32 protein-coding genes are annotated in these 21462 nt (G+C 60.7%); all 32 read right to left on the reverse strand.

The features are described from left to right. Nucleotides 1-42 precede the first annotated feature (42 nt). A complete protein-coding gene (locus QX070_RS25935) occupies nucleotides 43-360 on the reverse strand; it encodes a hypothetical protein (RefSeq protein WP_315739998.1) in 318 nt (105 codons plus the stop codon). Then, nucleotides 357-1289 carry a thymidylate synthase gene (gene thyA, locus QX070_RS25940; protein WP_315739999.1) on the reverse strand — a complete coding sequence of 311 codons (933 nt, stop codon included), beginning with the start codon at nucleotides 1287-1289 and terminating at the stop codon, nucleotides 357-359. Before thyA ends, QX070_RS25935 begins: the two co-directional genes overlap by 4 nt. Before the next feature lie 218 nt (nucleotides 1290-1507). Then, complete coding sequence (locus QX070_RS25945; protein WP_315740000.1) at nucleotides 1508-1966, reverse strand: hypothetical protein; 459 nt, start codon at nucleotides 1964-1966, stop codon at nucleotides 1508-1510. Nucleotides 1967-2176: 210 nt separating this feature from the next. After that, nucleotides 2177-2566, reverse strand: a complete 390-nt coding sequence (locus tag QX070_RS25950) for a hypothetical protein (protein WP_315740001.1) — start codon at nucleotides 2564-2566, stop codon at nucleotides 2177-2179. A 61-nt stretch (nucleotides 2567-2627) separates the two neighbouring features. After that, the gene (locus tag QX070_RS25955) at nucleotides 2628-3134 is read right to left on the reverse strand and encodes a hypothetical protein (RefSeq protein ID WP_315740002.1); all 507 of its coding nucleotides are present in this window, start codon (nucleotides 3132-3134) and stop codon (nucleotides 2628-2630) included. After that, the gene (locus QX070_RS25960) at nucleotides 3131-3277 is read right to left on the reverse strand and encodes a hypothetical protein (protein ID WP_315740003.1); all 147 of its coding nucleotides are present in this window, start codon (nucleotides 3275-3277) and stop codon (nucleotides 3131-3133) included. Before QX070_RS25960 ends, QX070_RS25955 begins: the two co-directional genes overlap by 4 nt. Continuing rightward, nucleotides 3261-3596 carry a hypothetical protein gene (locus QX070_RS25965; protein WP_315740004.1) on the reverse strand — a complete coding sequence of 112 codons (336 nt, stop codon included), beginning with the start codon at nucleotides 3594-3596 and terminating at the stop codon, nucleotides 3261-3263. The genes QX070_RS25960 and QX070_RS25965 overlap by 17 nt, the downstream gene beginning before the upstream one ends. Beyond that, a complete protein-coding gene (locus tag QX070_RS25970; RefSeq protein WP_315740005.1) occupies nucleotides 3596-4249 on the reverse strand; it encodes a TerC family protein in 654 nt (217 codons plus the stop codon). Before QX070_RS25970 ends, QX070_RS25965 begins: the two co-directional genes overlap by 1 nt. A gap of 67 nt (nucleotides 4250-4316) precedes the next feature. Continuing rightward, complete coding sequence (locus tag QX070_RS25975) at nucleotides 4317-4772, reverse strand: Tellurite resistance protein TerB (RefSeq protein ID WP_315740006.1); 456 nt, start codon at nucleotides 4770-4772, stop codon at nucleotides 4317-4319. A gap of 253 nt (nucleotides 4773-5025) precedes the next feature. Beyond that, a complete protein-coding gene (locus QX070_RS25980; protein WP_315740007.1) occupies nucleotides 5026-8448 on the reverse strand; it encodes an adenosylcobalamin-dependent ribonucleoside-diphosphate reductase in 3423 nt (1140 codons plus the stop codon). Then, nucleotides 8445-8690 carry a hypothetical protein gene (locus QX070_RS25985; RefSeq protein ID WP_315740008.1) on the reverse strand — a complete coding sequence of 82 codons (246 nt, stop codon included), beginning with the start codon at nucleotides 8688-8690 and terminating at the stop codon, nucleotides 8445-8447. The genes QX070_RS25980 and QX070_RS25985 overlap by 4 nt, the downstream gene beginning before the upstream one ends. 32 nt (nucleotides 8691-8722) lie before the next feature. Continuing rightward, the gene (locus QX070_RS25990) at nucleotides 8723-9064 is read right to left on the reverse strand and encodes a hypothetical protein (protein ID WP_315740009.1); all 342 of its coding nucleotides are present in this window, start codon (nucleotides 9062-9064) and stop codon (nucleotides 8723-8725) included. 196 nt (nucleotides 9065-9260) lie between these two features. Next, nucleotides 9261-9770, reverse strand: a complete 510-nt coding sequence (locus QX070_RS25995) for a hypothetical protein (protein ID WP_315740010.1) — start codon at nucleotides 9768-9770, stop codon at nucleotides 9261-9263. Nucleotides 9771-9813: 43 nt separating this feature from the next. Beyond that, complete coding sequence (locus QX070_RS26000; RefSeq protein ID WP_315740011.1) at nucleotides 9814-10368, reverse strand: hypothetical protein; 555 nt, start codon at nucleotides 10366-10368, stop codon at nucleotides 9814-9816. After that, nucleotides 10368-10790, reverse strand: a complete 423-nt coding sequence (locus tag QX070_RS26005; protein WP_315740012.1) for a hypothetical protein — start codon at nucleotides 10788-10790, stop codon at nucleotides 10368-10370. Before QX070_RS26005 ends, QX070_RS26000 begins: the two co-directional genes overlap by 1 nt. Nucleotides 10791-10794: 4 nt before the next feature. Continuing rightward, complete coding sequence (locus QX070_RS26010; RefSeq protein WP_315740013.1) at nucleotides 10795-11031, reverse strand: hypothetical protein; 237 nt, start codon at nucleotides 11029-11031, stop codon at nucleotides 10795-10797. Continuing rightward, nucleotides 11028-11573 (reverse strand): hypothetical protein, encoded by a 546-nt coding sequence (locus QX070_RS26015; RefSeq protein ID WP_315740014.1) that lies wholly within the window; start codon nucleotides 11571-11573, stop codon nucleotides 11028-11030. Before QX070_RS26015 ends, QX070_RS26010 begins: the two co-directional genes overlap by 4 nt. Further along, entirely contained in the window at nucleotides 11570-11836 is a 267-nt protein-coding gene (locus QX070_RS26020) for a hypothetical protein (protein ID WP_315740015.1), read from the reverse strand. Before QX070_RS26020 ends, QX070_RS26015 begins: the two co-directional genes overlap by 4 nt. Nucleotides 11837-11970: 134 nt before the next feature. Then, complete coding sequence (locus tag QX070_RS26025; protein ID WP_315740016.1) at nucleotides 11971-12378, reverse strand: hypothetical protein; 408 nt, start codon at nucleotides 12376-12378, stop codon at nucleotides 11971-11973. Further along, nucleotides 12378-12884, reverse strand: a complete 507-nt coding sequence (locus tag QX070_RS26030; RefSeq protein WP_315740017.1) for a hypothetical protein — start codon at nucleotides 12882-12884, stop codon at nucleotides 12378-12380. The genes QX070_RS26025 and QX070_RS26030 overlap by 1 nt, the downstream gene beginning before the upstream one ends. A gap of 4 nt (nucleotides 12885-12888) precedes the next feature. Next, nucleotides 12889-13089: a hypothetical protein gene (locus QX070_RS26035; protein ID WP_315740018.1), complete on the reverse strand. Its 201-nt coding sequence runs from the start codon at nucleotides 13087-13089 to the stop codon at nucleotides 12889-12891. Then, a complete protein-coding gene (locus QX070_RS26040) occupies nucleotides 13079-13864 on the reverse strand; it encodes a hypothetical protein (RefSeq protein WP_315740019.1) in 786 nt (261 codons plus the stop codon). Before QX070_RS26040 ends, QX070_RS26035 begins: the two co-directional genes overlap by 11 nt. Before the next feature lie 36 nt (nucleotides 13865-13900). Next, complete coding sequence (locus tag QX070_RS26045) at nucleotides 13901-14866, reverse strand: YqaJ viral recombinase family protein (RefSeq protein WP_315740020.1); 966 nt, start codon at nucleotides 14864-14866, stop codon at nucleotides 13901-13903. Between the two features lie 17 nt (nucleotides 14867-14883). Then, nucleotides 14884-15582: a DNA polymerase III subunit epsilon gene (dnaQ, locus tag QX070_RS26050; protein ID WP_315740021.1), complete on the reverse strand. Its 699-nt coding sequence runs from the start codon at nucleotides 15580-15582 to the stop codon at nucleotides 14884-14886. Nucleotides 15583-15594: 12 nt separating this feature from the next. Beyond that, entirely contained in the window at nucleotides 15595-15969 is a 375-nt protein-coding gene (locus tag QX070_RS26055) for a hypothetical protein (RefSeq protein WP_315740022.1), read from the reverse strand. A gap of 22 nt (nucleotides 15970-15991) precedes the next feature. After that, nucleotides 15992-16633 carry a hypothetical protein gene (locus tag QX070_RS26060; RefSeq protein ID WP_315740023.1) on the reverse strand — a complete coding sequence of 214 codons (642 nt, stop codon included), beginning with the start codon at nucleotides 16631-16633 and terminating at the stop codon, nucleotides 15992-15994. Further along, nucleotides 16623-17213, reverse strand: a complete 591-nt coding sequence (locus QX070_RS26065; RefSeq protein ID WP_315740024.1) for a hypothetical protein — start codon at nucleotides 17211-17213, stop codon at nucleotides 16623-16625. Before QX070_RS26065 ends, QX070_RS26060 begins: the two co-directional genes overlap by 11 nt. Continuing rightward, the gene (locus QX070_RS26070; RefSeq protein ID WP_315740025.1) at nucleotides 17194-17550 is read right to left on the reverse strand and encodes a hypothetical protein; all 357 of its coding nucleotides are present in this window, start codon (nucleotides 17548-17550) and stop codon (nucleotides 17194-17196) included. The genes QX070_RS26065 and QX070_RS26070 overlap by 20 nt, the downstream gene beginning before the upstream one ends. A 3-nt stretch (nucleotides 17551-17553) precedes the next feature. After that, nucleotides 17554-17943, reverse strand: coding sequence for a hypothetical protein (locus tag QX070_RS26075; protein WP_315740026.1), 390 nt, complete (start codon nucleotides 17941-17943; stop codon nucleotides 17554-17556). A 170-nt stretch (nucleotides 17944-18113) separates the two neighbouring features. Next, a complete protein-coding gene (locus QX070_RS26080) occupies nucleotides 18114-18728 on the reverse strand; it encodes a single-stranded DNA-binding protein (RefSeq protein WP_315740027.1) in 615 nt (204 codons plus the stop codon). Nucleotides 18729-18790: 62 nt separating this feature from the next. Continuing rightward, nucleotides 18791-20302 (reverse strand): DnaB-like helicase C-terminal domain-containing protein, encoded by a 1512-nt coding sequence (locus tag QX070_RS26085; protein ID WP_315740028.1) that lies wholly within the window; start codon nucleotides 20300-20302, stop codon nucleotides 18791-18793. Nucleotides 20303-20572: 270 nt separating this feature from the next. Then, on the reverse strand, nucleotides 20573-21400 hold the full coding sequence (locus tag QX070_RS26090; protein WP_315740029.1) for a helix-turn-helix domain-containing protein: 828 nt from the start codon (nucleotides 21398-21400) through the stop codon (nucleotides 20573-20575). Nucleotides 21401-21462 lie beyond the last annotated feature (62 nt).

Below are 21462 nucleotides of genomic sequence, written 5' to 3' on the forward strand. Positions count from 1 at the left end.
TGAGGTCGACATTACCAACTCCATTGATCTTTGGTAGACCAGTCATTTCTTACTCCCGAACACCTGCTCAATAGTTGGTTCTCTGGTGTCGACCGGTGCAGTCCAACTCCTCGTCCTTGGATGAACATGCCCCTTCACTTGGAAGGTCTGCTCCTGGCGCGCTCGATTGAGCTTGGCCACCAGGACCCGGAAGCCAGCCAGGACGGCTGCATCATGGCTGCGGAAAACGTCTCGCTTGCCATCCTGACCATTGACCCACTGCGGCTGGTCGCCCGGGATACCGAAGGTCGCGTGATAGAGACCATCGATATCCCGATGCGGGACCGCCGCAGAGTAGAACGAGCTTGCTACCTTCGTCATACGGACACGTCCGCCTTGATCGATGGGTGCGGGTCGTAGCCGTAGAGGACGATGTCGTCATGTGTGAACCCGAAGATGTCCATCCGGGCTGGGTCGAGTCCAACCTTCGGCAATGGTCGCGGCTCTCGCGTTAGCTGCATCTTCGCCTGCTCCAGATGGCTCAGGTAAAGGTGCGTGTCGCCGAACGAATGCACGAAATGACCCGGCGCCATGTTGGTCACCTGCGCCATCATATGCGTCAGCAGCGCATAGGACGCGATGTTGAAGGGGACGCCGAGAAACACGTCTGCCGAGCGCTGATATAGCTGGCAGTCGAGGTATCGTGAGGGGTATCGATTCACGCCCAGGAACACCTCGGGGTCGTCTACCTGATCAGCTGTGACGCCTGCGAATTGGAGGCGCTCCTCCAACGTCATCGGCCTGGTATTGAACTGGAACAGGCAGTGGCAGGGCGGCAGTGCCATCTGATCGACCTCGGCCGGATTCCAGGCCGAGACGATCAGACGTCGCGAGTCCGGATTGCGCTTGATCATCTCGACGACGTTGGCGATCTGGTCGATATTGCGTCCCGTGTACGTGACGTAGCAGGCATCCTGCATGTGGTCTGGCGCTCGATCGTATGCCGGCCATGACCGCCATTGCGCGCCGTAGACCGGGCCCAGATCACCGTTGGCATCCGCCCACTCGTCCCAGATGGTCACGCCGTGGTCGTGCAGGAATTTGATGTTGGTGTCGCCACGCAGGAACCACAGCAGCTCTATCGCGATAGCCTTGAACGGCAGACGCTTCGTGGTCAGCAGTGGGAAACCCTCGTTCAGGTCGAAACGCATTTGGTGACCGAAAATCGACAATGTGCCCGTGCCGGTGCGATCGCCCTTCTGCACGCCTTCGGTGAGGATCTTCTGGACCAGGTCGTGGTACTTTTTCATGCTGCGGCAGCCTCCTGATCATTGGTCCAGGGCAGAGCCAGGCGGTCTGCTTCTTCCTTGCTGTCGTACGGGCCAGCGGCGTCGTAACAGCCAGCCTCAGTGCCATCCGCATTCATGTCGATGTGGAGTAGCCACTATCCAGCCTGGTCCTCACCGACCTCCTCGGGCGGGAGGAATTTGACGATGGTCTTGCTCATGGTTGTCATGATTGAACTCCCTCAGCACCAGACCACGTCGAACAGGGGGTCTGTGATTTGCGAACGGACCCACTTGCGCATGCGGTTGAAGCGATCTTCTGGGGTCTCTCGGCGCCACCGCCGTTTGTCTTCGAGCCACTCGCCTGTCGAACCGCACTCGTCGTTCATCCAGACGATCTCGCGAGCCAGACAGTCGGCGATATCGAACTTGCCGGCGACCGTGTCGGTGTCCTCAGGATCGATGCTGGACATGTCGACACCGCGAACCTTGCCGGCGGCTCCGATAGCGCAGACTGCGTCTTCCTGCTCCAGCTCATCGGCGATCAGGCGCTTGCAGATCATCCCGTTCATGCCGATCAGGATGTCTCGGAAGATGGACTGTCCGCGCTTGCCGCGCGTGGCGCTGGCGACCATGCCACGGTACCGGATGAAGCCCCACCGATCGTCGTCGCAATCCTCGCTATATCCCGACCTGCTCATGCCTCGCTCCGCGCTCTGAAAATGGACAAAATGAAAGAGGACGGACGCCGTAGGCGGCCGTCGATTGCATTCAAGCAAACGCCTGGGCGTCAAAAGAACCAGCGGCTGATCGGATAGCCCTTGGTGATCTTGACGGCGCTCGCGATGATCGTGAGCAGGCCGATCGCATCGAGAACGTGATTGGCGAGAAAGACACCGAAAACCGGCATGTCAGGCCTCGATCGTTGCCGGCAGGCCGGTCTCGGGGTTGAACTTCTGGTCTGGGCGTCGAGCGAGGCGGGTCGGATCCTCGCCATTCATCAGCAGACGCTTCGCCTCCTGCAGCGCGAAGGCAGCTGCCACGATGATGTTCGGGATATCGCCGCCGTAGCTGCGAAACCCGCTCCAGTTCTGCGGATAGATCATCGGCGGCTCGTCAAACGCAGTCTCGTCGCCGTTGCGACGATCGAACACCGCGTCGAGCTGGCCGATGCCGGCCATGAGCAGTTCGCCGTTGGTGACGTCGGCGCACTCGTTCATGGCGCCCCACATCTCATTCTGTTTGCTGATCTCCGCGAAGACCAACTCGAAGACCTTGCTCTGGGCCTGTTGTACGTCCACTCTCATTCTCCTGGTTTGCATTATTGAATTTGCATTCAAGCAAAATGCTCGTCAAGCAAAATCAGTATTTCTTGCCGCCCTTCTGCGTCCGGTTCTCGAACTTGTGGTCCGGACGGACCAGGTTGAAGGAACTCTTCTCAGCGACGGCTCCAGCGAGGTCGAGGCCGAGCGCCCCGCTGAGGTCTGCAGTCGATCGCAGCGCCAGCGCGAGGGCGATCTCTTTCCTGTCGAAGCCGGCGATGGCAACGATTGCTTCGGCGAGGCGATACTTCATGCCTCCTGACAGGTCTCCCTCGCGGATCACGACGTCGGCCAGTTCGGTTTCGATCGCGCTTCGGTGGGGCAGCTTATCGTCCGTCAGATCCTTGCGGTCACCTTCCATGGCTTCCGACAGCTCGCTGTGGATCAGCGCGATCTTGGTGGGAACGATCAGAGGGTTGTCGCGCAGATCGGCACCGGTCTTGGGGTCGATCCACCAATGGGCATTCATCTTGTGGCAGATGTCGACGATCGACTGAACCGATCTCTTCAGCTCGTCCAGGTCGGCCTGGGTGAAATTGTCGTTCAACGCTTTTCTCCTTTTGCGATGGCCATCGCGGCCTTGATGTGCTCGCGCCGCACGACGACGAGCGACTTGATCTGCGACTTGTCTGGGTTGCTTCCGCACACTTGCTTCAGGGCTTCCAAGAGCTGGTCAACCGTCACATCCATTTCCAAACCTCAGTTCGTCAGCCAGGTCTTCGAACATCCGGACCACCTCCTTTTGGATGCGGCCTCGCTGGTCATTCCAGTCGAATGGTTGCTTGCCGACCTGGCTCTTGATGAGGGGCACGAAGCGCGCGTACGCGCCTCGGTCTTCGATGCCAGCGGCTCTTCTGATGCATCCCTCGATGTCGAAGGACCGCGCCATCTCGCTGAATACCGGAACCGGCTTGCCTTCCCGGTCCCTCGCGAGCGTCTTCTGTGTCCAGCGCCCAGGCTTGGAGAACATCAGCAGACAGCGCTCGACGATCTCCAGCTCGGTGAACATCAGGCGACCGCTTCAGCCTCCTGGCCGCTGTAGAACCAGCCCACGGCGAGCACGATCAGCAGGCCCACGACCGAGGCCGCATAATGATTCAGGTAGGGGCTCGCGAGCGGATCAGCGGCGATGATGCCACCAGCCACCCAGCCCAGCAGCGCAGCGCCGGCCCAGGTGAGAGCCGGGAAGCGACTGATGACCATCGAGATGATGGCGCTGCCGGCGATCACGAGAGGGATCGAGAGCAGAACGCCGAGCGCCATGAGGAGCATGTTGCCGTGGGACAGCGCGGCGATCGCCATGACGTTGTCGAGGCTCATGCTGGCATCGGCCAGCGCGATCGTGATGATTGCGGCCCTCAGAGTCGAGGCTGCGTCCGGTTCTCCGGCTTCGTCGCCGCCGATGAGGAGGTCAGCTGCCACCTTGAGGAGGTAGGATCCTCCGATGATGCTGAGAGCGGGGATGTTCAGCAGGAATGCCGTGAAGAACGACATGACGACCCGCAGGCCGATCGCCGCCGCGGTGCCGCCGATGATGCCCCACTTCTGCTGACTGGGAGGGAGCTGCCGGCTGACGAGGGCGATGACGACCGCATTGTCGCCGGAGAGCAGGAGGTCGATCCACACGATACCGAGCAGCGCGACCCAGAACAGATGGTCCATGAAAAATCTCCACTTCAAGAAAAAGGGCGGCCCCGCAGGACCGCCCCGTTCAGACGAAAACGCCGGATCAGGCGGCGAGCAGCTTGTTGTCGTCGACGTTGAGTGCCTTGGCGATCTCGGCCAGAACCACGCGCTCGTCCTTGCCGATGCCCTTCTCGCCGTTCGCGGCGTCCTGGTCGGCGACGTCGGCCGCGATCAGGAACACGTCCTGCCGGAGGTTGATCTCGCGGGTCATGAGAGCCTCGATGGCGCGCTTGTTCTCCATGCGGCCGGCGCGGCTCTTGGCGCGGGTGAGGGCGGCGTTGAGAGCCTCCTCGATCTGCGAGGCGCCGTAGGAGGCCGACACGATCGGGTTCGCCAGCATGCCGGAGATCGCAGCATTGATCTCGGCGTCGTCGATCGAGCCGTCAGCTGCGGTTATGTTGGCAGCCGCAGCAGCGACGCCAGCCAGGAACGCCTTGTCGCCCGTATAGCTGTTGATCGCCTTCTCGGCCTGATTCAGGAGGGAGGAGAGGAAGCCCATTGCGAAGTCCTTTGGTTGGGTTGCAGGCAGATCGCCTGCGTGTATTTGCATTACTGCAAAATTTGCATTCAAGCAAGCAAAAAAGGCGAGCGGACCCGTAGATCCGTTCCGTTCTTGTCGCCTACGGCTCACATGTCGTGGATGCCGTAGTCGTTCTTCCCACAGCGAGGACAGGTCCATCCGTACCCGCCCCAGCTGTCGTCGCTGACCCGGTTGTGGTCAAACACGACACAGACGAGACGCTTCAGCCAGCTCATGAGCATCCCGTGGTCTCGCCACAGGTGTCGCACTTCAGGCAGGTTCCGTTGCGGATCATCGTGACATTCCCGCATGAGTTGCAGGTGTCTCCGGTGTATCCGCTCAGCTTGGCAACAGAGCGCTTGTCGAGCTTGGTGTGGCCCATCAGTCGGGTATCGCTCACGCTGCGCGGTGCAGGCTCCTTGATCTCGACCGTGATGGCCGTCTGACCCATGACGCCGCTTCCGATCGCGGTGTGGCCGCTTTCTTCCGGGGTGACGTGCGCCAGGTCCTCGCGACCGAGATAGTTGATTGCGATATCCCGGAACACGAAGTCGATGATCGAGGTGGCGTTCTTGATGCGATCATGCTCCTGGACGAACCCAGAGGGCTCGAACCGGAAGAACGTGAAGGCATCGACGAACTCCTCCAGCGGCACGCCATACTGCAGGCCGAGGCTCACAGCGATGGCGAAGGCATTCATCACCGACCGGAAGGCGGCGCCCTCCTTGTGCATGTCGATGAAGATCTCGCCCAACCGGCCGTCCGGATATTCCCCGGTCCGCAGGTAGAGCTTGTGCCCGCCGACGATCGACCGCTGGGTGTAGCCTGACCGCTTGTGCGGCAGCTTCTCCCGTTTGCGGACGAGCTTCTCGACCACCTGGACCACAGTCTTGGGTGCTTCCTCGACGATCTCCGTCTCGTCGACCAGCGCCGCCGACAGTGGCTGGGACAGCTTCGAACCATCGCGATAGATCGCGTTGGCCTTCAGGCCGAGCTTCCACGACAGCATGTAGGCCGCCTTCACGTCCTCGATTGTTGCTTCCGAGGGCATGTTGATGGTCTTGCTGATCGCGCCAGAGATGAAAGGCTGCACTGCCGCCATCATCAGGATGTGGCCTTCGGTCGAGATGAACCGAGTGCCGAGCTTGCCGCATTTGTTCGCGCAGTCGAAGATCGCGTAGTGCTCCTCTTTGAGGTGAGGGGCGCCTTCGAGCGTCATCGTTCCGCAGACCTGCTGGTCGACCCAGTTGATCAGCCCATCATCGAAGCCGAGCGCCTTCCAATCCGCCAGGAAGCGGATCGTGAATGCGGACTTGACCTCGGCGTTCAGGATCTTGCCGCCTGCATTCTCGGCAGTATCGACGAAGTCCTGAGGCAGGTAGCCGTTACCGATGACGTACTCGATGATGTCGCGGATCTGCTGATCCGTGTATCCGAGCCGCTCCAGCGCCGGCCGGACGGACTGGTTGATGATTTTGAAGTAGCCGCCGCCGGCCAGCTTCTTGAACTTCACCAGAGCAAAGTCAGGCTCAACACCCGTGGTGTCGCAGTCCATCACCAGGCCGATCGTGCCCGTGGGCGCGATGACCGTGGTCTGGGCGTTGCGGAAGCCGTATGCCTCGCCCATTTCGACTGCCGAAGCCCAGATGCCGGACGCGCGTGCCGGCAGATCAGCCTGTGGGCAGTTGTCCCAATCGAGCGATACCGGCTTGATCGTGAGTCCCTCGAACTCGGTCTGCCCGTTCTCCGCAGCCGCATAATGGTTGCGGATCACGCGCAGCATGGCCTCGCGGTTCTCCTCGAACTTGACGAACGGACCCATCTCCCGCGCCATCTCGGCGGAGGTGAGGTAGGCCGTGCCCGTCATGATGGCCGACAGAGATCCCGCCAGCGCACGCCCCTCCTTGGAGTCGTAGGGCAGGCCCATGGTCATCAGCAGGCCGCCGAGGTTGGCGTAGCCGAGGCCCGTGGTTCGATATTCGTAGGAGAGCAGGGCGATCTCCTTCGATGGGAACTGCGCCATGTAGATCGAGATTTCGAGTGCGATCTGGATCAGCCGGCAGGCGTGGATGAACGAGTCCGTGTCGATTTCGCGGTGGTCGACCCGCGACGGATCATTGATCAGGAACTTGATCAGGTTCGCCGATGCCAGGTTGCACGCCGTGTCGTCCAGGAACATGTATTCCGAGCACGGATTGGACGCACGGATGCGACCGCCGGCCGGGCACGTGTGCCACTCGTTCATCGTGGTGTTGAAGTGCAGGCCTGGATCGGCTGACTCCCACGCCGCGCGAGCGATGGTGTCCCAGAGATAGGTGGCATCGACCGTCTTCACCGTCTTGCTAGTGGTACGACCGATCAGATTCCACTTCGTGTCCAACTCGACCGCCTTCAGGAAGTCGTTGGTCACCGACACCGTGTTGTTGGCGTTCTGGCCGGACACGGTCTCATAGGCCTTGGACTGCCAATCGAGATCGAACTCCTCGGCGTAGAAGTTCTCACCCTGCTCGGCGAGCTGGATTACCCGGTTGATGTAGGTGTCCGGGATGAAGGCCCGCTTGGCGGCCAGGATGGCCTCCTTCATGGATGGGGTATCGCGGCTCTCGCCATCGCCCCACGCTTCCCAGACCTCCTGCAGCAGCTTCTTGGCGGCCTTCGAGCCAGCCACCAGCGCCGCGACCTTCTGCTCCTCCTCGACCTTCCAGGTGATGTACTCCTCGATGTCCGGGTGATCCACGTCGACGACGATCATCTTGGCAGCGCGGCGCGTGGTGCCGCCCGACTTGATGGCGCCGGCAGCGCGATCGCCGATCTTGAGGAACGACATCATACCCGACGACTTGCCGCCGCCGGAGAGCTTCTCGTTCTTGCCGCGGAGGCTCGAGAAGTTGGTTCCGGTGCCGGAGCCGTACTTGAACAGGCGAGCCTCGCGGACCCACAGGTCCATGATGCCGCCGTCTTGGATCAGGTTGTCCTGGATCCCCTGGATGAAGCAGGCATGCGGCTGCGGGCGCTCATAGGCTGAAGTCGACGCGGCGATGCAGGCCTGTTCGCCTGTCATCGGACCTCCGAACCTGTCATCCACATAGAAGTGGCCCTGCGCGGGACCATCGATACCATAAGCCCAGTGGAGCCCGGTATTGAACCACTGCGGGGAGTTGGGCGCGAACATCTGGGTGGCGAGCATGTATCGCAGCTCATCGTAGAAGGCGCGAGCGCATTCTTCCCAGGCCTGAGCATACGCTTTCGTCGAGGCAAATTGGCTCATGACTCCTGGCGAGAAATAGCCGCCATTCCAGCCCCAATAGGTCCAGCAGCCGGCGAGGCGATCGAACACCTGCTTCGCTGAGGTCTCGGAGCCCAGGAATTCGTTCGCGCGTTCGGACGGGTAGGGCTCTGCCACAGAGCGCTGCAGCCAGGACGGAATGTCTTCCTCGTTTACCTTCACCACGTTCTTCGGCACGCCAGCTTTGCGGAAGTATTTCTGCGCCAGGACGTCGACAGCGACCTGGGACCAGGATGCCGGAACCTCGATGTCCTCCATGCGGAAGACGACCGATCCGTCCGGGTTCTTGATCTCGCTGACGCTTTTGCGCCACTCGATCAGGCTGTACGGATCGACTCCGACAGTGGTGTATCGTCGTTCAATTCTCATTCGGTCTCACTCTTGCGGTAGGTTGGCCAGTCGGCCGGGACAGGTGCGTATTCGGACGTCGTCTTTGACGGCGGCGCCCAGCTGTCAATGCGGTAGATGTTCCCGGTCGCAGTCTTGAAGACGTCAGGATCGATCTCCTCCTTGACCTTGGAGGTGTAGATGAACCAGCCGTCGCGATACTTGCCGGTGTTGTCGCCGTGGATCACACCGCGCAGCGAGAAGCCGCCGGATGGCATGCTCACTCGCTGGGCCTTGGTGAGGTGCGCGTCCCTGATCATCCGCCGCGCTTCGTTGAGCGGTAGGAATAGGTCTTCGAATAATCGATCCGCATCTCGTGCTTGACCGGCACAAACTTGATCGGCTGACCGGACAGCTCACGGATGATCTGCGCGATCTCGTCCTGCTGGGTCTTGGGGTCGAGAGCGGACAGCTGCTGCACCAGCTCGGTGATGTGGCTGCGCTCGAAGCGCGTCAGGCACCGCGTTGCGCGTGTGGTGCTGCCAGCCGGAGCATATTGGTACTTCGGCTTGATCTTCCGTCTCTGTTGCTGCGTGGTGATGAAGTGCAGCGCCTTCATCAACCCCATCGACGTGTCTTCGACTCGTAGAGCGTCCATGTCTTCCTCTCTCTGATGAAACTAAGGCATCACCAGACGCCTGATCTGGCGCCTGATCTGCTGTCGAACGAAGTTGTTGGCGTAGGGCGTGCGAGGCGTTGACGGAAAAACGGTCGAGTACCAGGCACCGCGGAACTGGAAGTTGACCGTCCTGTGCTTGGCGCTGTGGCCAAGCCGGAAGTCCTCGATCTCTCCGTTATCCTTCAGGACCTGAACTTCCTGCTGGACCTCTCTGACCTCTTTTTTCATTCTGCTTGCCCCGCTTCGGAAAAGGCCGCTTTGGCCATGCTTTCTTGGGGCGCCGCGGCGGCTCATCGACCTCCGCATCAGGGTCGATCTTTGCCAGCATTCGACGCCTGAAATTCTCGGTCTCTTTCGCGATCCGCTTTGTGCGGGCGATCTCGGTCACGTCGCCGCGCGCCAGCTCGCCGTGCGAGCCGAACGTCTTCTTCGCGTGACAGTCTTTGTGCTTGGCTTCGATGAACGCCGGATCATTCGCTCTCGGCGTCGTGTCTTTGGCTGCCGCGTCCCAGCACCGCAGCTGCAGGGCAGGGACGTGGTCAAACTCGCAGTCCTCGATCTTACCCAGGCGCTCACCGCACTTCGTGCAGGCGGCGTTCTGGTGCAGGATCACCAGCACCTTCACTCTGTCCGGAATGGCCTTCCGGAAGCCCTTCGGGGGAGTAAGATCGAGGACGGTTTGCATTCATCCTTTATATTTGCATTCAAGCAAATGATCAAGCAAATGTTCACCAGACGTCTTCCGAGAACAGCTGCGGATGCTGCCGGATGAACGGCACGCCATCTTCGCCGCTGGTCGGGATGAGCTGGTTCGCGGCCTCTGCGATCTTGCGGGCCTCCTCGCGTTCGACGAAGCGACCTGTGGACGTGACGAAACCCTGCTCGCCGCGGATCGGAACCAGCCAGGGGCGCTCTCGGGCGATGTAGGCGATCACGTCGTGGTGCCTGCCAGGCCTGGCAACTGTCCACACAACGTGGTCACATTGGATCGCAGCACGCTCGATCATCTCGGTCATGGATCCGCCCTTCAGTTTCTTTTCCACCTGCTTCGCCAGAGCCCGCTGCTCGTTTGCGAGCGCTTTCTTCCAGGCCATCTGGCCCAGGTCAGTCACGCTCAACCGCTCGGTCAGGAACCCCTTACGCTGCATGGCGTCCACGATCCGCTGCTGGTAGCGCTCGACCTTGATCCCAATGCCGTCGCTTCCGGCCTTCAGCCAGTTTGCGAAGGCCATGAAGTTTTCGTCCATCAGCTTGCGCTGAGCCTTCGACATCGCTCTGACCATCAATCCAACTCCTGGTCGACATAGAAGCGCCAGTCGAGGCCTTCGCGGACCCACCATCCGTGACAGACTGGGATCCACTTATGGGCGGCTCCGAAGTCCTCGTCGGTCTCATGCTCCTCATCGCCGATTAGCTGCCGCAACTCCGAGGTGGGGATCAGCGTGTCGGTCCATATGAGATGACCGGAGTCGACATTGATCGCGGCAAGTCCTTGCAGCTCGCCCTCGACGACGGAGATGGCATGCCGGATATCCGCGACCTCCAAAAGGATCTCGGCGGCGTTGTTCGGCCCGCCGTCCGGTGGACCGCCATCCAGGCTTCCAAATCTGCCGGCCTTGCCGACCGCCTTGACGATCTCGTCGGCCTCTTCGGAGAGGCGATGCAGCTTGCCCCAGAGGGTGGTGGGTAGATATTTCGGGTTCATGGGGTCATCCAGTGATGGGCAAAATGTCGACGTTCAGCGTCATGGAGCGTTCCCAGTCCATCAGCGGACGGCTGTAGAGCTTGGTGTTCTTGACGTTGCGGTAAATGATCGTCGTCGGATACTTGTCCTGCCGCCCGGTCTCGATGTTAGTAAATGTCACCACCTGGTAGAGGTTGCCATTGGTGTGCGACCAGACACTGCCGATTGCCGGCCATGTCGATTGATCTTCCAGAGCGATCACGACTTCACCCCCAACGTTGAGGCGATCGTCTTTGCGACATCGGCCTGGATCTGCTTCAGCATCTCGACCTTGACGTTGTGCTCGATGTATCCAGAGACCTTGCCGAGCCGGGCCATGACTTGCTCCTGCACCATTTTGGCTTGGTCTTCGACAATCTTGGACACTTTGCCGAGCTGGCGCTCGCACTCCTCGCGCACCTTGCCGTCAACGAAGACGTTGACCTTACCCTTCAGGTCATCCGACAGCTCCTTCTGCTGGACATAGCCCCAGGCTCCTCCGCGGATCGATCGAACCAGGCTACTGAGGCGCTCGTCGATGTAGGCGCGGACCGCCTCATCCTCCTTGACAGCCTGGATCAGGTCCGTCTTGTGCTGATGGAACGCCGCATGGACGAGGCGCTCCATGTCGCCAACAACATCCTTCATGTAGATCTTCCGAGTCACCTCGGCGATCACGGAACGCTGCAGCTCCAGTTTGAATGCCGGATCATCCTCGATCAGCTTGGTGAGAGCGGGAGCGTCAAGCTTGATTGCAATGCTCATTTCAGGGTCTTCATCTCGATCTTGATGGTGGTGAGGTTGTTTCCGATCAGATAGGCGAAGAGCCGCGCCGCGGAGATGCGGTAGACTCGATCGCCCGTGTTCGGATTGGCGGTCGTGAGCTGCCTCCGAGGGAATTTGGGCGGAGCCGTCCATCCCTTCGGAGTTGTGATCATGATCCCAGCGTCCTCGGCCGGAAGTCCGTTCGTGGCGTGGAAATTGATGTTCTCCACGCATCGCAGCGCCAGTTGGTCAGCGTTGTTCATGCGGTGTCCACTTCACCTTGCCGGCCTCGATCCGCCTGCCGAGCATCCGGAAGGCATCGCCTTCTGATTTGCGAGGAACACCCATTCCCCGCCCCAGAAGCCAGTCGGCAGGCTGATGATCGGTCGATAGACGTTCACGCAGCCTCCGGCAGCTTCGCCAGCTCAGCCTTGACGCGCTGGATCACGCGGTCCGAAAAATTGTCCGGATGCCGCTTGTCGGTGATCATGCCGTCCATGATCTCGACGTCATCGTGGATGTCGAAGGCGGTGTGCGGGTTGCTGGCGTGCCAGAGCCCATAGAAGTTGCGGATCGACATGCCGGCATGCCAAAGGCATCCGGCGTGATCAGGCTCCTTCTTCAGCTCGGCAAGGTATGGGTTCATGATCGGCGGGCGCCAGCTGACCGGATCAAGCCAGCGCTGCAGCGCGACCGGGTCTGCCTTCAGCTTTGCGACGATGTCGGCAACCATGTCATCCTCGTCCAGATAGGAGCCATGCCATTCCTGGCTGTTGCGCGGCTCGCCTTCCACCACGTTTGCCATCACGCTGCATCCTCATCCTTGTGGCGATCGTCGTTGTCGTTCGCCGGTTCCTTGTAATTCGCCTGCTGCCTCGCCTCTTTCAGCAGCTCATCCAGGTCGATCCCGGGGAGGAGATTGGTCTCGATGATGCTCATGGCGTTGTCGAAGTAGAGCTTGAATACATCCTCATCCATGGCGTCGTAGGCCGTCGACGAGGGGACCATGATGATCTCGCCGGCCACCGTCATGATGGGCTCGACCACGCCGCATCCGACCAGCAGGGTCTTGTGCAGGCTGTCCTCCGACACGAACAGGTCGGTGTTCTGGACAACCAGGCGCAGGATCACCCGATAGAGCCGGTGCCGCGGCGCGTTGCGCTGTTGGACGATGTTGACGCGCAGCAGCTTGTTGACCGGCAGTTCGTCGAACTTCTCGCGGTCATAGTTCGCATAGGGAACAAGGTGCCCATCCTCGTTCTTGACGGCATAGATCCAGGGGTTGCTCGACTTGCTCGATGTCTTGCTCATCTGCTCATTCCCGTAGCTCTCCACCGAGGCGAAGGACCTGCTCCTTGCACGCCTCCTTGAGCCGCTCGATCTGATCGTCCGTCAGGCCGTAGTCGTAGCGGTGATCTCTCTCGGCCGCCCACCAGGCCCGCAGATCATCCGTGCTCTTGGCGAGCGGGATGACCTGCAAGGCGAGCTGGACGTATGCGCGTGACTTAGCCCGCATTCGCTTTGGTCTTGGCCGACTTCAGCTCCTGCGAGCGGTCGCTGGCCTTCTTGCGGATGAGGGCCTCGTCATCCTCGTGGAGCTTCGCCAGATCCTCGGCGAACGCCTTCTCGGCGATGATCTCCATGATCTCCTTGACGGAGTTGGCCTGGGCGATCTGATCCTCCCAGTGGTCGAGGATGGAATCCTGTTCCTTCTCGTCGACGGAAGGTCCGCGCTTGGACTTGCCGCCCTTCGAGGATCCGCCCTTGTCAGACGACTTGCCGCCGCGATCCTGGTTATCGTTGGCGCCGTCGAACTCGTCGGAGCCGCGGAAGTCCTGCTTCAGGTCGCTGACATAGCGGTTGTCGTCGTACATGCCGAGGTGGATGTCGGCAGCGAAGCCGAGCGTGCTGAGCGCCTTCGAAAGCGCGTCCGTGAGGGACTTCTTCGGAGCCTCCTCGTCGGTGTACCAGCCGTTCTTGTTCTTGCCGACGAAGGTGGTCTGACCGAAGTGCTCGATCTCGCCCTTCTTGTCGCCCCACATGTACCAGAGCTTCAGACGCAGGATGTGGACCACATCCTTGTCCTGGCCCGGCTGGAACTTGTCCTCGACGATGGTCCAGCCCCAGCCGATGCCGATCGGGCCGAACATCTTCGTGGCCTTCTTGATCAGGTACGTGGCATTGGTCGCCGTACCCTTGAAGCCGCCGCCGCGATTGAACGACTTGGTGAAGTTGGGGTCGGTCTGTTCGACCTCGTTCCAGATCGCGAGATTTTCGGATGCGTTGCTCATGGTCTTCCTCTTGGTAAAAGGTGAGGGCAGGGGCGGTTAGGCCGCCTCTGCTTCCTCGTTGTTGTCGTTGTCGGCCTTCGCGGCCTTCTTCTTGCCGCCGCCCGCCTTCTTCGGATCCGGCGGGAACCAGGCCTGCTCGTCGTCAATCTTCGCGACCTGATCCTTGTCGCAATCGATCAGCTTCTTGCCGTCCTTCGACAGCTTGACCGTCACGCCCTTGCCAGCCGCCTGGATGGCGTCTTCCGGCATCAGCTTCTTGATGGCGGTCTTGGCAGCCTCATGCTTCTTAGCCGCGGTGAACGTCTTCAGCAGGATCGCTGCCTGAGCGCCCCACTCGTTGCTCTCGTTCATGTCGACGACCTTGACGCGCTCGACCAGCGGCACCTCGATCACCGGGTTTCCGGGGATCCGACCGGTCTCGACGCACTCCCAGAAGTCCTTCTCGTGCTGGAGCAGCTTCACCTGGTAGAAGATGTCCGCCTCGATCTCGACGCGGTACCACTGCGCTGCACCGGTCAGGATGCAGAGCTGCGAGGTCGGCAGACCGGTCACCATCATGTTGTGCTGGCACTGCGGGAAATACTTCTCGATCGCCTTGTCCAACGAGAAGCCGAACGGGAACATGAACTTGAACTCGACCATCGAGATGACCGGTCCGGTCTCCGTCTCGCGGACGAGTCCATCCAACGTGGCATGCGCCTTGTCCCAGTCCTCGTAGAAGACCTTGTCCTGCTCGTTGGTCACCCACAGTCCGGTGTCCTTCTCAAACAGGTCGGCGTTCAGAGGCTCGGTCAGGTTGCCGAGGTTGATCAAGATGACCTCGGACAGATCCTCCGGAGCCATCTCGCCGCGCTTCTCAGCCCAGAGGCGTTCGATGGCGAGCTGATCGCCAGACATGATGATCTTGGCGTCCGATCCTCCAATGGAGAAGCGGCGAGCAGCACGGGCTTCATCGGACATGCCGTTCTTGCCCGTGCGCCTGTAAAGGGCGGGTGTGTTCATTGATCTTTCCTTGTTGGCTAAGCTGCGGTCTCGAGTTTCTGGTCGCGATAGTCGAGCCAGATTGCGTCCTTCATCTCGCTGATGAACTGCGCGTGAATGGCTCGGTCTTCGTCTGTGATCCTGGGTGCAAGCGGCCCAGGCCGATGTCTGATGGCGACGGGAGCTGCTGCTGAGGACTCTGCGAACAGGTCCAAGGACATCCCCATCTGCCGGCCGCCGCGCAGCTCGCAGTAGACTTCTGCAAGCAGCTGGGCATCGAGCAGCGCGCCGTGCTTGTCACGCTTGCTCAGGTTGATGCCGAACGTCTTGCACAGCGAGTCGAGCGTGTGCCTGGCCCCGGGGCGCTTCTCGCGGGCAAGCGCCAGGCTGTCGACGATCTCGTTCTGCAGCGGCGGTAGATCGAGGCGGTCTAGCTCGGCATTGATCATTCCGACGTCGAAGCCGGCATTGTGGGCAACCAGTGTCGCACCCTCGATGAAGGTGAGGAACTGGTTGACCTGCCGGCGGAACGTCGGGAATTTCTTCAGGAACTCGTTGCTGAGCCCATGGACCTTGAACGCTTCCTTGTGAACAGGATGCGTCGGGTTGATGTATTTGTGGAACGTCTTGCCGGTCGGGATCAGGTCGATCACCTCGACACAGCCGATCTCGACGATCCGATCGGTCTTTCGATCGAGTCCCGTCGTCTCTGTGTCGAGGATGATCTCGCGCTTCATGATTTACCGTGCTCAGCTGCGCATGGAAGCGAGCCAGGTCTTGGCTTCTTCCATGTTCATTTCCACCCACTCTTGGATGGCCTCAGCGATGTCGTGTGGAATGTCGGTTGGGTTCGGATAATCGACATCGAGGTGATCCTCGATGAGACGGTCATATGAGTAGTAGTTGTCCTTCCAGGCAGCTTCGTAGCCCTCGTATCCCTCGCCGCGCCAGATCACCTTGTCGGTTCGCTGATCTGTGATCTCGTACACGTCTTCGATGACGTGTCCGCCACTGACGATCCGATACCCCTGCGCCTCCAGCTCCTTCATTCGCGCTTCCATCGTCGCTTCGTTTTTCTCAACGAAGGCGATTGCAGCGCCAAGTTGTTCGGCAAGTTGGTTCATCTCGGTACCTTTCAGAGAGGCTTCAGGCGGCGCTGCGGGAGCCGATCGAGTTGAACACCAGACCAGTGCGCTCCTCGAACTTGCGAAGCCGGCTGATGACCTCATCAGCAGTGAACTTGGTGTAGAGGCCGTCCAGGGACGGCGCGTTGCTCTCGCAATAGGTCCACGTCGGCTTGTCGAGCGGCACGATGTCCTCGAACTGCACCAGCATCAGCAGCGTCTCATTCTGGACGATGCGGATCGTGTGCAGATCCTCGGCGTGCATGAAGTAGGAGTCGCCAGCCCCGAACCGACCGCGCTTGGCCTCGAACAGCTCTTCCTCGCCCGCAAAGGTGAAGCCGTCGCCGCCGTTGAGCGGGGTGCGATACTCGAACCAGTTGAAGACCTTGCCCTGATGCTCAGGGCGCATCGCCGATCGCGTGAACCAGACGTTCTCGCTGAGGCCGGCCGCGACGTAGGTCTCGAAATCGTAGCGGTGATTGTGCGGAGCCACGACCTCGGGCAGCTTGGAGATGTCGCCGTCGAAGAAGTACAGCTTCACCGTCTCTTCCGGTGAGTGCTGGAGGCATAGATAGTCGAAGCCCTTGACGTGGTAGTCCTTGAACGAATGCTCGACGATCTGATCGACGTCGAGTCTCTTCGGCAGCGGCAGATCATGCAGCATGGTTCAGCTCCTGGAATGAGAGGCCATGACTCGGCACGATGCCGAGGTCGTTCTTGAGTCCGGTCAGGATGAAGCCGACCGTGCGTTGTCTGATTTCGTAGACAGCCTGCCGGTTGCGAGACTTCCGCGTCGGGCAGTAAAGTCGATGCACAATCTCGGCTTCCCCGCCGCGTGCCAGCGCGACAGCTGCCTTAACAAGTCGATCTGCCAGTCTTGCGGCGTTGCACCACCGCATCCACGACAGAACGCCAAGAGATCGTTCAACATCGTCTCTCTGGGGGGAGACCTTGGTCTGTCCGTCATAAGGTTTCATCGCACTGAGGAGGCGGATACGCTCGATCACGAGCAGCTCGGCACGCGACATGCCGACCATGTTCCAACCGCCTGAGCGGTTGCCGGAAGTCAGCCAACGGCGTTCCTGGTCTGGCGTCTTGTCGATCACTTCGATCGCCTCGACCAGGAGCTGCCAGATGACGTCACTGTGCTTGGCTTGATCGCCCTTCAGCTCGAAAGCCAGCTGGGCACCGTGCGCCAGCCAGCTCAGAGCATTCGTGCGATCCTCATGCGAGGACGAGGTCATGCGGTGTGATCTTCTTGCCCGTGATGTCGCTGCCGAAAGCGGGCTGCCGGCGGCGAGTTGCTCGGTATTCGAAGATGTTCGTGCCGATCCGCTTCTGCGTGAGCAGGAGGTGACCATCCTTGGCGTCCTCCAGGACGCGGTCGGCGAGAACGTTGAGGGTTGCGAGACGGAGCCGCTCGTTGCCGCGCAGTACGTCAGTCTCGGGGATCACGACCTGGCGGTCGTACTGGAGGTCACCGCTCCAGTAGACCAGGACGTCGCCGGCAGGCGCAGCCTTGAGCCAGTCGTAGTAGTCCGAGAGGGCGCCGGGAGAGACGTCCAGGACTGTGCGAGCCATTGCTCAATCCTCGTCCCGGCTGCGGTCTTCGTGGACCATCGTGGCATAGAGGACCGCGAGCGATGTCACGTCCTCGACGATGGAGCCGAGCTGGTCGAGCTGGTTGGCACGCGACGCTGGCTCATCGCTCAGCTTGAAGTCCGGCTCGAAATCGATGATCAGCTCGCCATTCTCGTCCTCTTCGTCGAGACCATCCTCCGCGAGGATCGTCATGAGGTCACCGAGAACCTCTTCGAGAGGTGGGAAGCCGGACATGCCGGGTTCGGCATGCGTGGCGCCATCGAGGCAGATACCAGGCGGGCAGAAGCACTCGCCGTGCTCGGCCGCTTCCTTGGCATGATGCGCGTCGAACAGCGAAGCCATGCCATCCGACGAAACCTGGAAGATTCTCATTTGCTTTCTGTGCTCCCGTTGGCAGTCATGCAAATCAAAGGGCAGAGGGGGGGCGCCCCCTGCACGCCAACCAAGTAGGAGGCGCCCCCGCATTTTCCCCGCTCAACGGGGAAGCTCAGTAGAATTCACCGCATCTCATGCGGGTAAGGATGTCGACGGCCTTCTGGCTCTCAAAAGGGGATGTCGTCGTCCATGTCGTTGTTGCGCGACGAGGAGCGGCTCGACGAGCGCGAGGAGCCCCTGTCGTCATCCCGACCACGATCGTCTCGGGACGAGCTGCGGCTCGCCGAACGACCGCCACCGCGATCGTCGCCACCGCGGTCATCGTCGCGGGAGCGGCTGCGGCTTCGGCCGCCTTCGTCACCGCCGCGCGAGCGGCCACCGCCATCATCATCGCGGCTGCGCGAGCGACCACCGCGGTCATCATCGTCACGGCCGCCGCCGTTGCCCTTCGTGGACAGCATGGTCAGCTTGTCGACCACGATCTCGGTCGAGTAGCGATCTTTGCCATCCTGATCTTCCCACTTGCGGGTCTGGATCTTGCCGACGACGTGAACCTTGTCGCCCTTGGACAGGTACTGCTCGATGACCTTGATCAGGCCTTCCTGCCAGACCTGGCAGTTGTGCCACTCGGTCTTCTCCTGGCGCTCGCCGTCCCGATCCTTCCAGGTCTCGGAAGTGGCAATCGAGAAGTTGCACACCGACTTGCCGTTGCTGAGGTTCTTCACCTCAGGATCCTTGCCGAGATTGCCGGCGAGGATCACCATGTTCACTGAACCTGACATCTATGGTCTCTCCTTTTTCCAGTTTGCACTACCATAGCATTTGCATTCATGCAAACACTTTTTCAAAAATCGAACTTGCGAAACAGGCTCGCTCGATCGTCGAAGGTCAGATCCACGGTGCCGGTCATACCGGCGATCCGCTTCAGCCTCACCTTTGGGATGATGATCTGACGTTCGTTTGGCGCCTCTGCCGCGCGCTCGGGATCAGCGTTGACGACGATGCCCAGGTCCGCCTTGTTGGCCCAGTGCGCCGAGTCTGAGATGTTGTAGAGGCCTGGCGTGACCTTCGGGTCCAGCTTCGTCGGGTGAGCCACGACGATGACGCAGACGCCGAATTGCTTTGCGAAGCGCTTCATCTGCTTGATAGCCTTTCCAACGTATTCAGTCAGCGACACGCTGGGCGGCCTGGTGTGCTCCAGCTCGTTCCAGGGATCGATGATCAGCAACTTCACGCCGTCTCGGAAGACCGCGGCAGCAGCCGTGTCGAGGACGAACTTCAGGTCGATATCGCCTTCCATCGAGTCGTCGTAGTCGATGAACTGGAAGTAGCGCTGAACGAATGCCGTCGCACGCAGCTTCTCCTCCATCGACCAGTCCTCGCGAGGCTTGTCGAGGCAGGCGGTCATCAGCTCGTGCGCCAGGAACGGCTTGACGTCCTTCTCGCCTGAGAAGATCGCGACCGGCCATTTGTGCCGCTTGGCGAGCAGCACGGCGCACTGGTTGATGAAGGTCGATTTGCCGACGTTCGGGATGCCGGTGGCAACGACGAACTGGCCGGGGTAGAACTTCATGTGCTTGTCGAGGATGTCCGAAATCCCGACCTCAGCCATCGGCGGGATCTCAACCTCGGGATAGTCGCTCAGCCGGAACAGGCCCTTGACCGGCCACGGTTTGGCGTTATCGATCAGCTCCCGCACCTTCTCGGCGCCGAGGTACAGCTTGACCTCGTTCATGTCCTTGCAAGCGCGCTTCTTGCCTCTGCGCTTCTTGTCCGGAACGACCTCGTCCTTTGGGTACTCGACCCAGAGACACTTGGCCGCGCCGAGGCGCCGCACCAGTTCCTTCGCGAGCCGGCCGCCAGGTTCGTCACCATCGACAGCGATGATGTGGTGCTTGACCCGCTGCAGCGAGTCCATCAGCCGGCCCATGAACGAGAACTTGTCATCGTCCTCGGGGTCGATGTCCCGATCATCGTCAGGAACGTGGATCAGCTTGCCGTTCTTGTCGCGAGCCGGCGGCGCTCCATCCGGCACGGATACGCAGGTATCGTAGCCGGACAGGAGCACGGCGTGGCAGTCAGGCTCGCCCTCCGTCCAGATGAGCGATTCCGCTCCGGCTTCGAGCCGGTTCATGATCGCTTCGTCCCAGAAGATCTTCGCGTTGTAGAGGGTCTTGGCAGCGTTCCGCTTCTGCATGAAGCGGCGTTCGCCGTCCTGCGCCCAGCGGTACTTGCAGTTGACCTCCGTGTCGCTCTCTTCGAAATAGGGCCAGCACAGAACCTTACCGTCCGGGTCCGGAACGACAATGACCTGGTCCTGCCCATCGCGCGAGAGACTCCCGCTGTAGAGCCCCATAGCCACCGCCAGTTCGGGGCACAGGCCTCTGTCCTCCAGTCCTCTCGCGTGCTTCTCGCTTAGCATTCTCTCCGTCACTCCATGTGCAATGGTGGCAATTCCAGACGACGCCTCGATCGTCGATCTTGACGCTGAGGCATCGGATCTTCTTGTGAGCCCCCTTCCTCGTGTGCGAGCACATCGGACAGAGCGTGTACTGGTTGCCGAACTTCAGGGACCTGAGCTTGATACCGTGCTCAGCCAGCACCTTTCCGACATCGACGCCAGCCATCAGATCGCCACCGTGCGTCGTGCCAGGACCCGGCGATGGCGATCATCGGATGACTCCGGCGGCATACCGTCTTCGTCCGACCACCGGCCCTGGTTGAGCCAGGTTGTCGGATGCATGACGAACCGGCGACGATCCGGATCACGGAGGTCTCGACGCACGTCCGGACTGTTTGCGTACCGGCGCATGCCTTCGATGATGTCCTTGAACTCGACCTTGTCGGCCTTCTCGATCCGAGCGAGCTTGGCCAGTGCAGCTTCCTTGCCGACTTTCTTGGCAACAACCGCCCAGAACTGCTCCTCGTAATCCGAAGGCCACTCCGCCGTCCGTCGCTGCTTGCGACGTGGTTCTGGTTTCGGTTCTGAGTCTGGTTCTAGTACACGGTTATTGTTGTCGGCCTCGCCGACACCCCTTGTCGGCGTATTTGACAGGGCTCGTCGGGGAGGCGGACACCCCCTGTCATCGTCGCTGACACCCGGTGTCGGGGAATTTGACACCCCCGGTGTCGGCGTATTTGACAGGGGGTCATCATCATTGATGCTCTCCTCCAGCGCCGCCGGCACGTTCAGCCGGTAGACCTTCGAGCGGAATCCGCCGTTGTCGTAGTAGCGCTGGGTGGAGGTGATGAGGTTGAGATCTTCCAGCTTGGTCAGTGCCGTGCAGACCGTCTGCCGGGTCAAGCAGGACTTGACGGCGATCGTGCTCTGCTTCGGATAGGTCTCGAACTTCTCGTTGGCGTAGTTCGCCAGCGTGATGAGGACCAGCTTGAGGGTGGGTGTGAGATCCGCGTCGACAAGGTCGAACGCCCAGGTGAGTGCTCTGAGGCTCATGCGATGTTTCTTGTTGGCTGTCGCCAGCTTGACGGCCGGCGAGGGGTGATGTATTTGCCCGA

The organism is Bradyrhizobium sp. SZCCHNR1093 (genome assembly GCF_032381175.1).
In the GTDB taxonomy this organism is placed as follows: Bacteria; Pseudomonadota; Alphaproteobacteria; order Rhizobiales; family Xanthobacteraceae; genus Bradyrhizobium.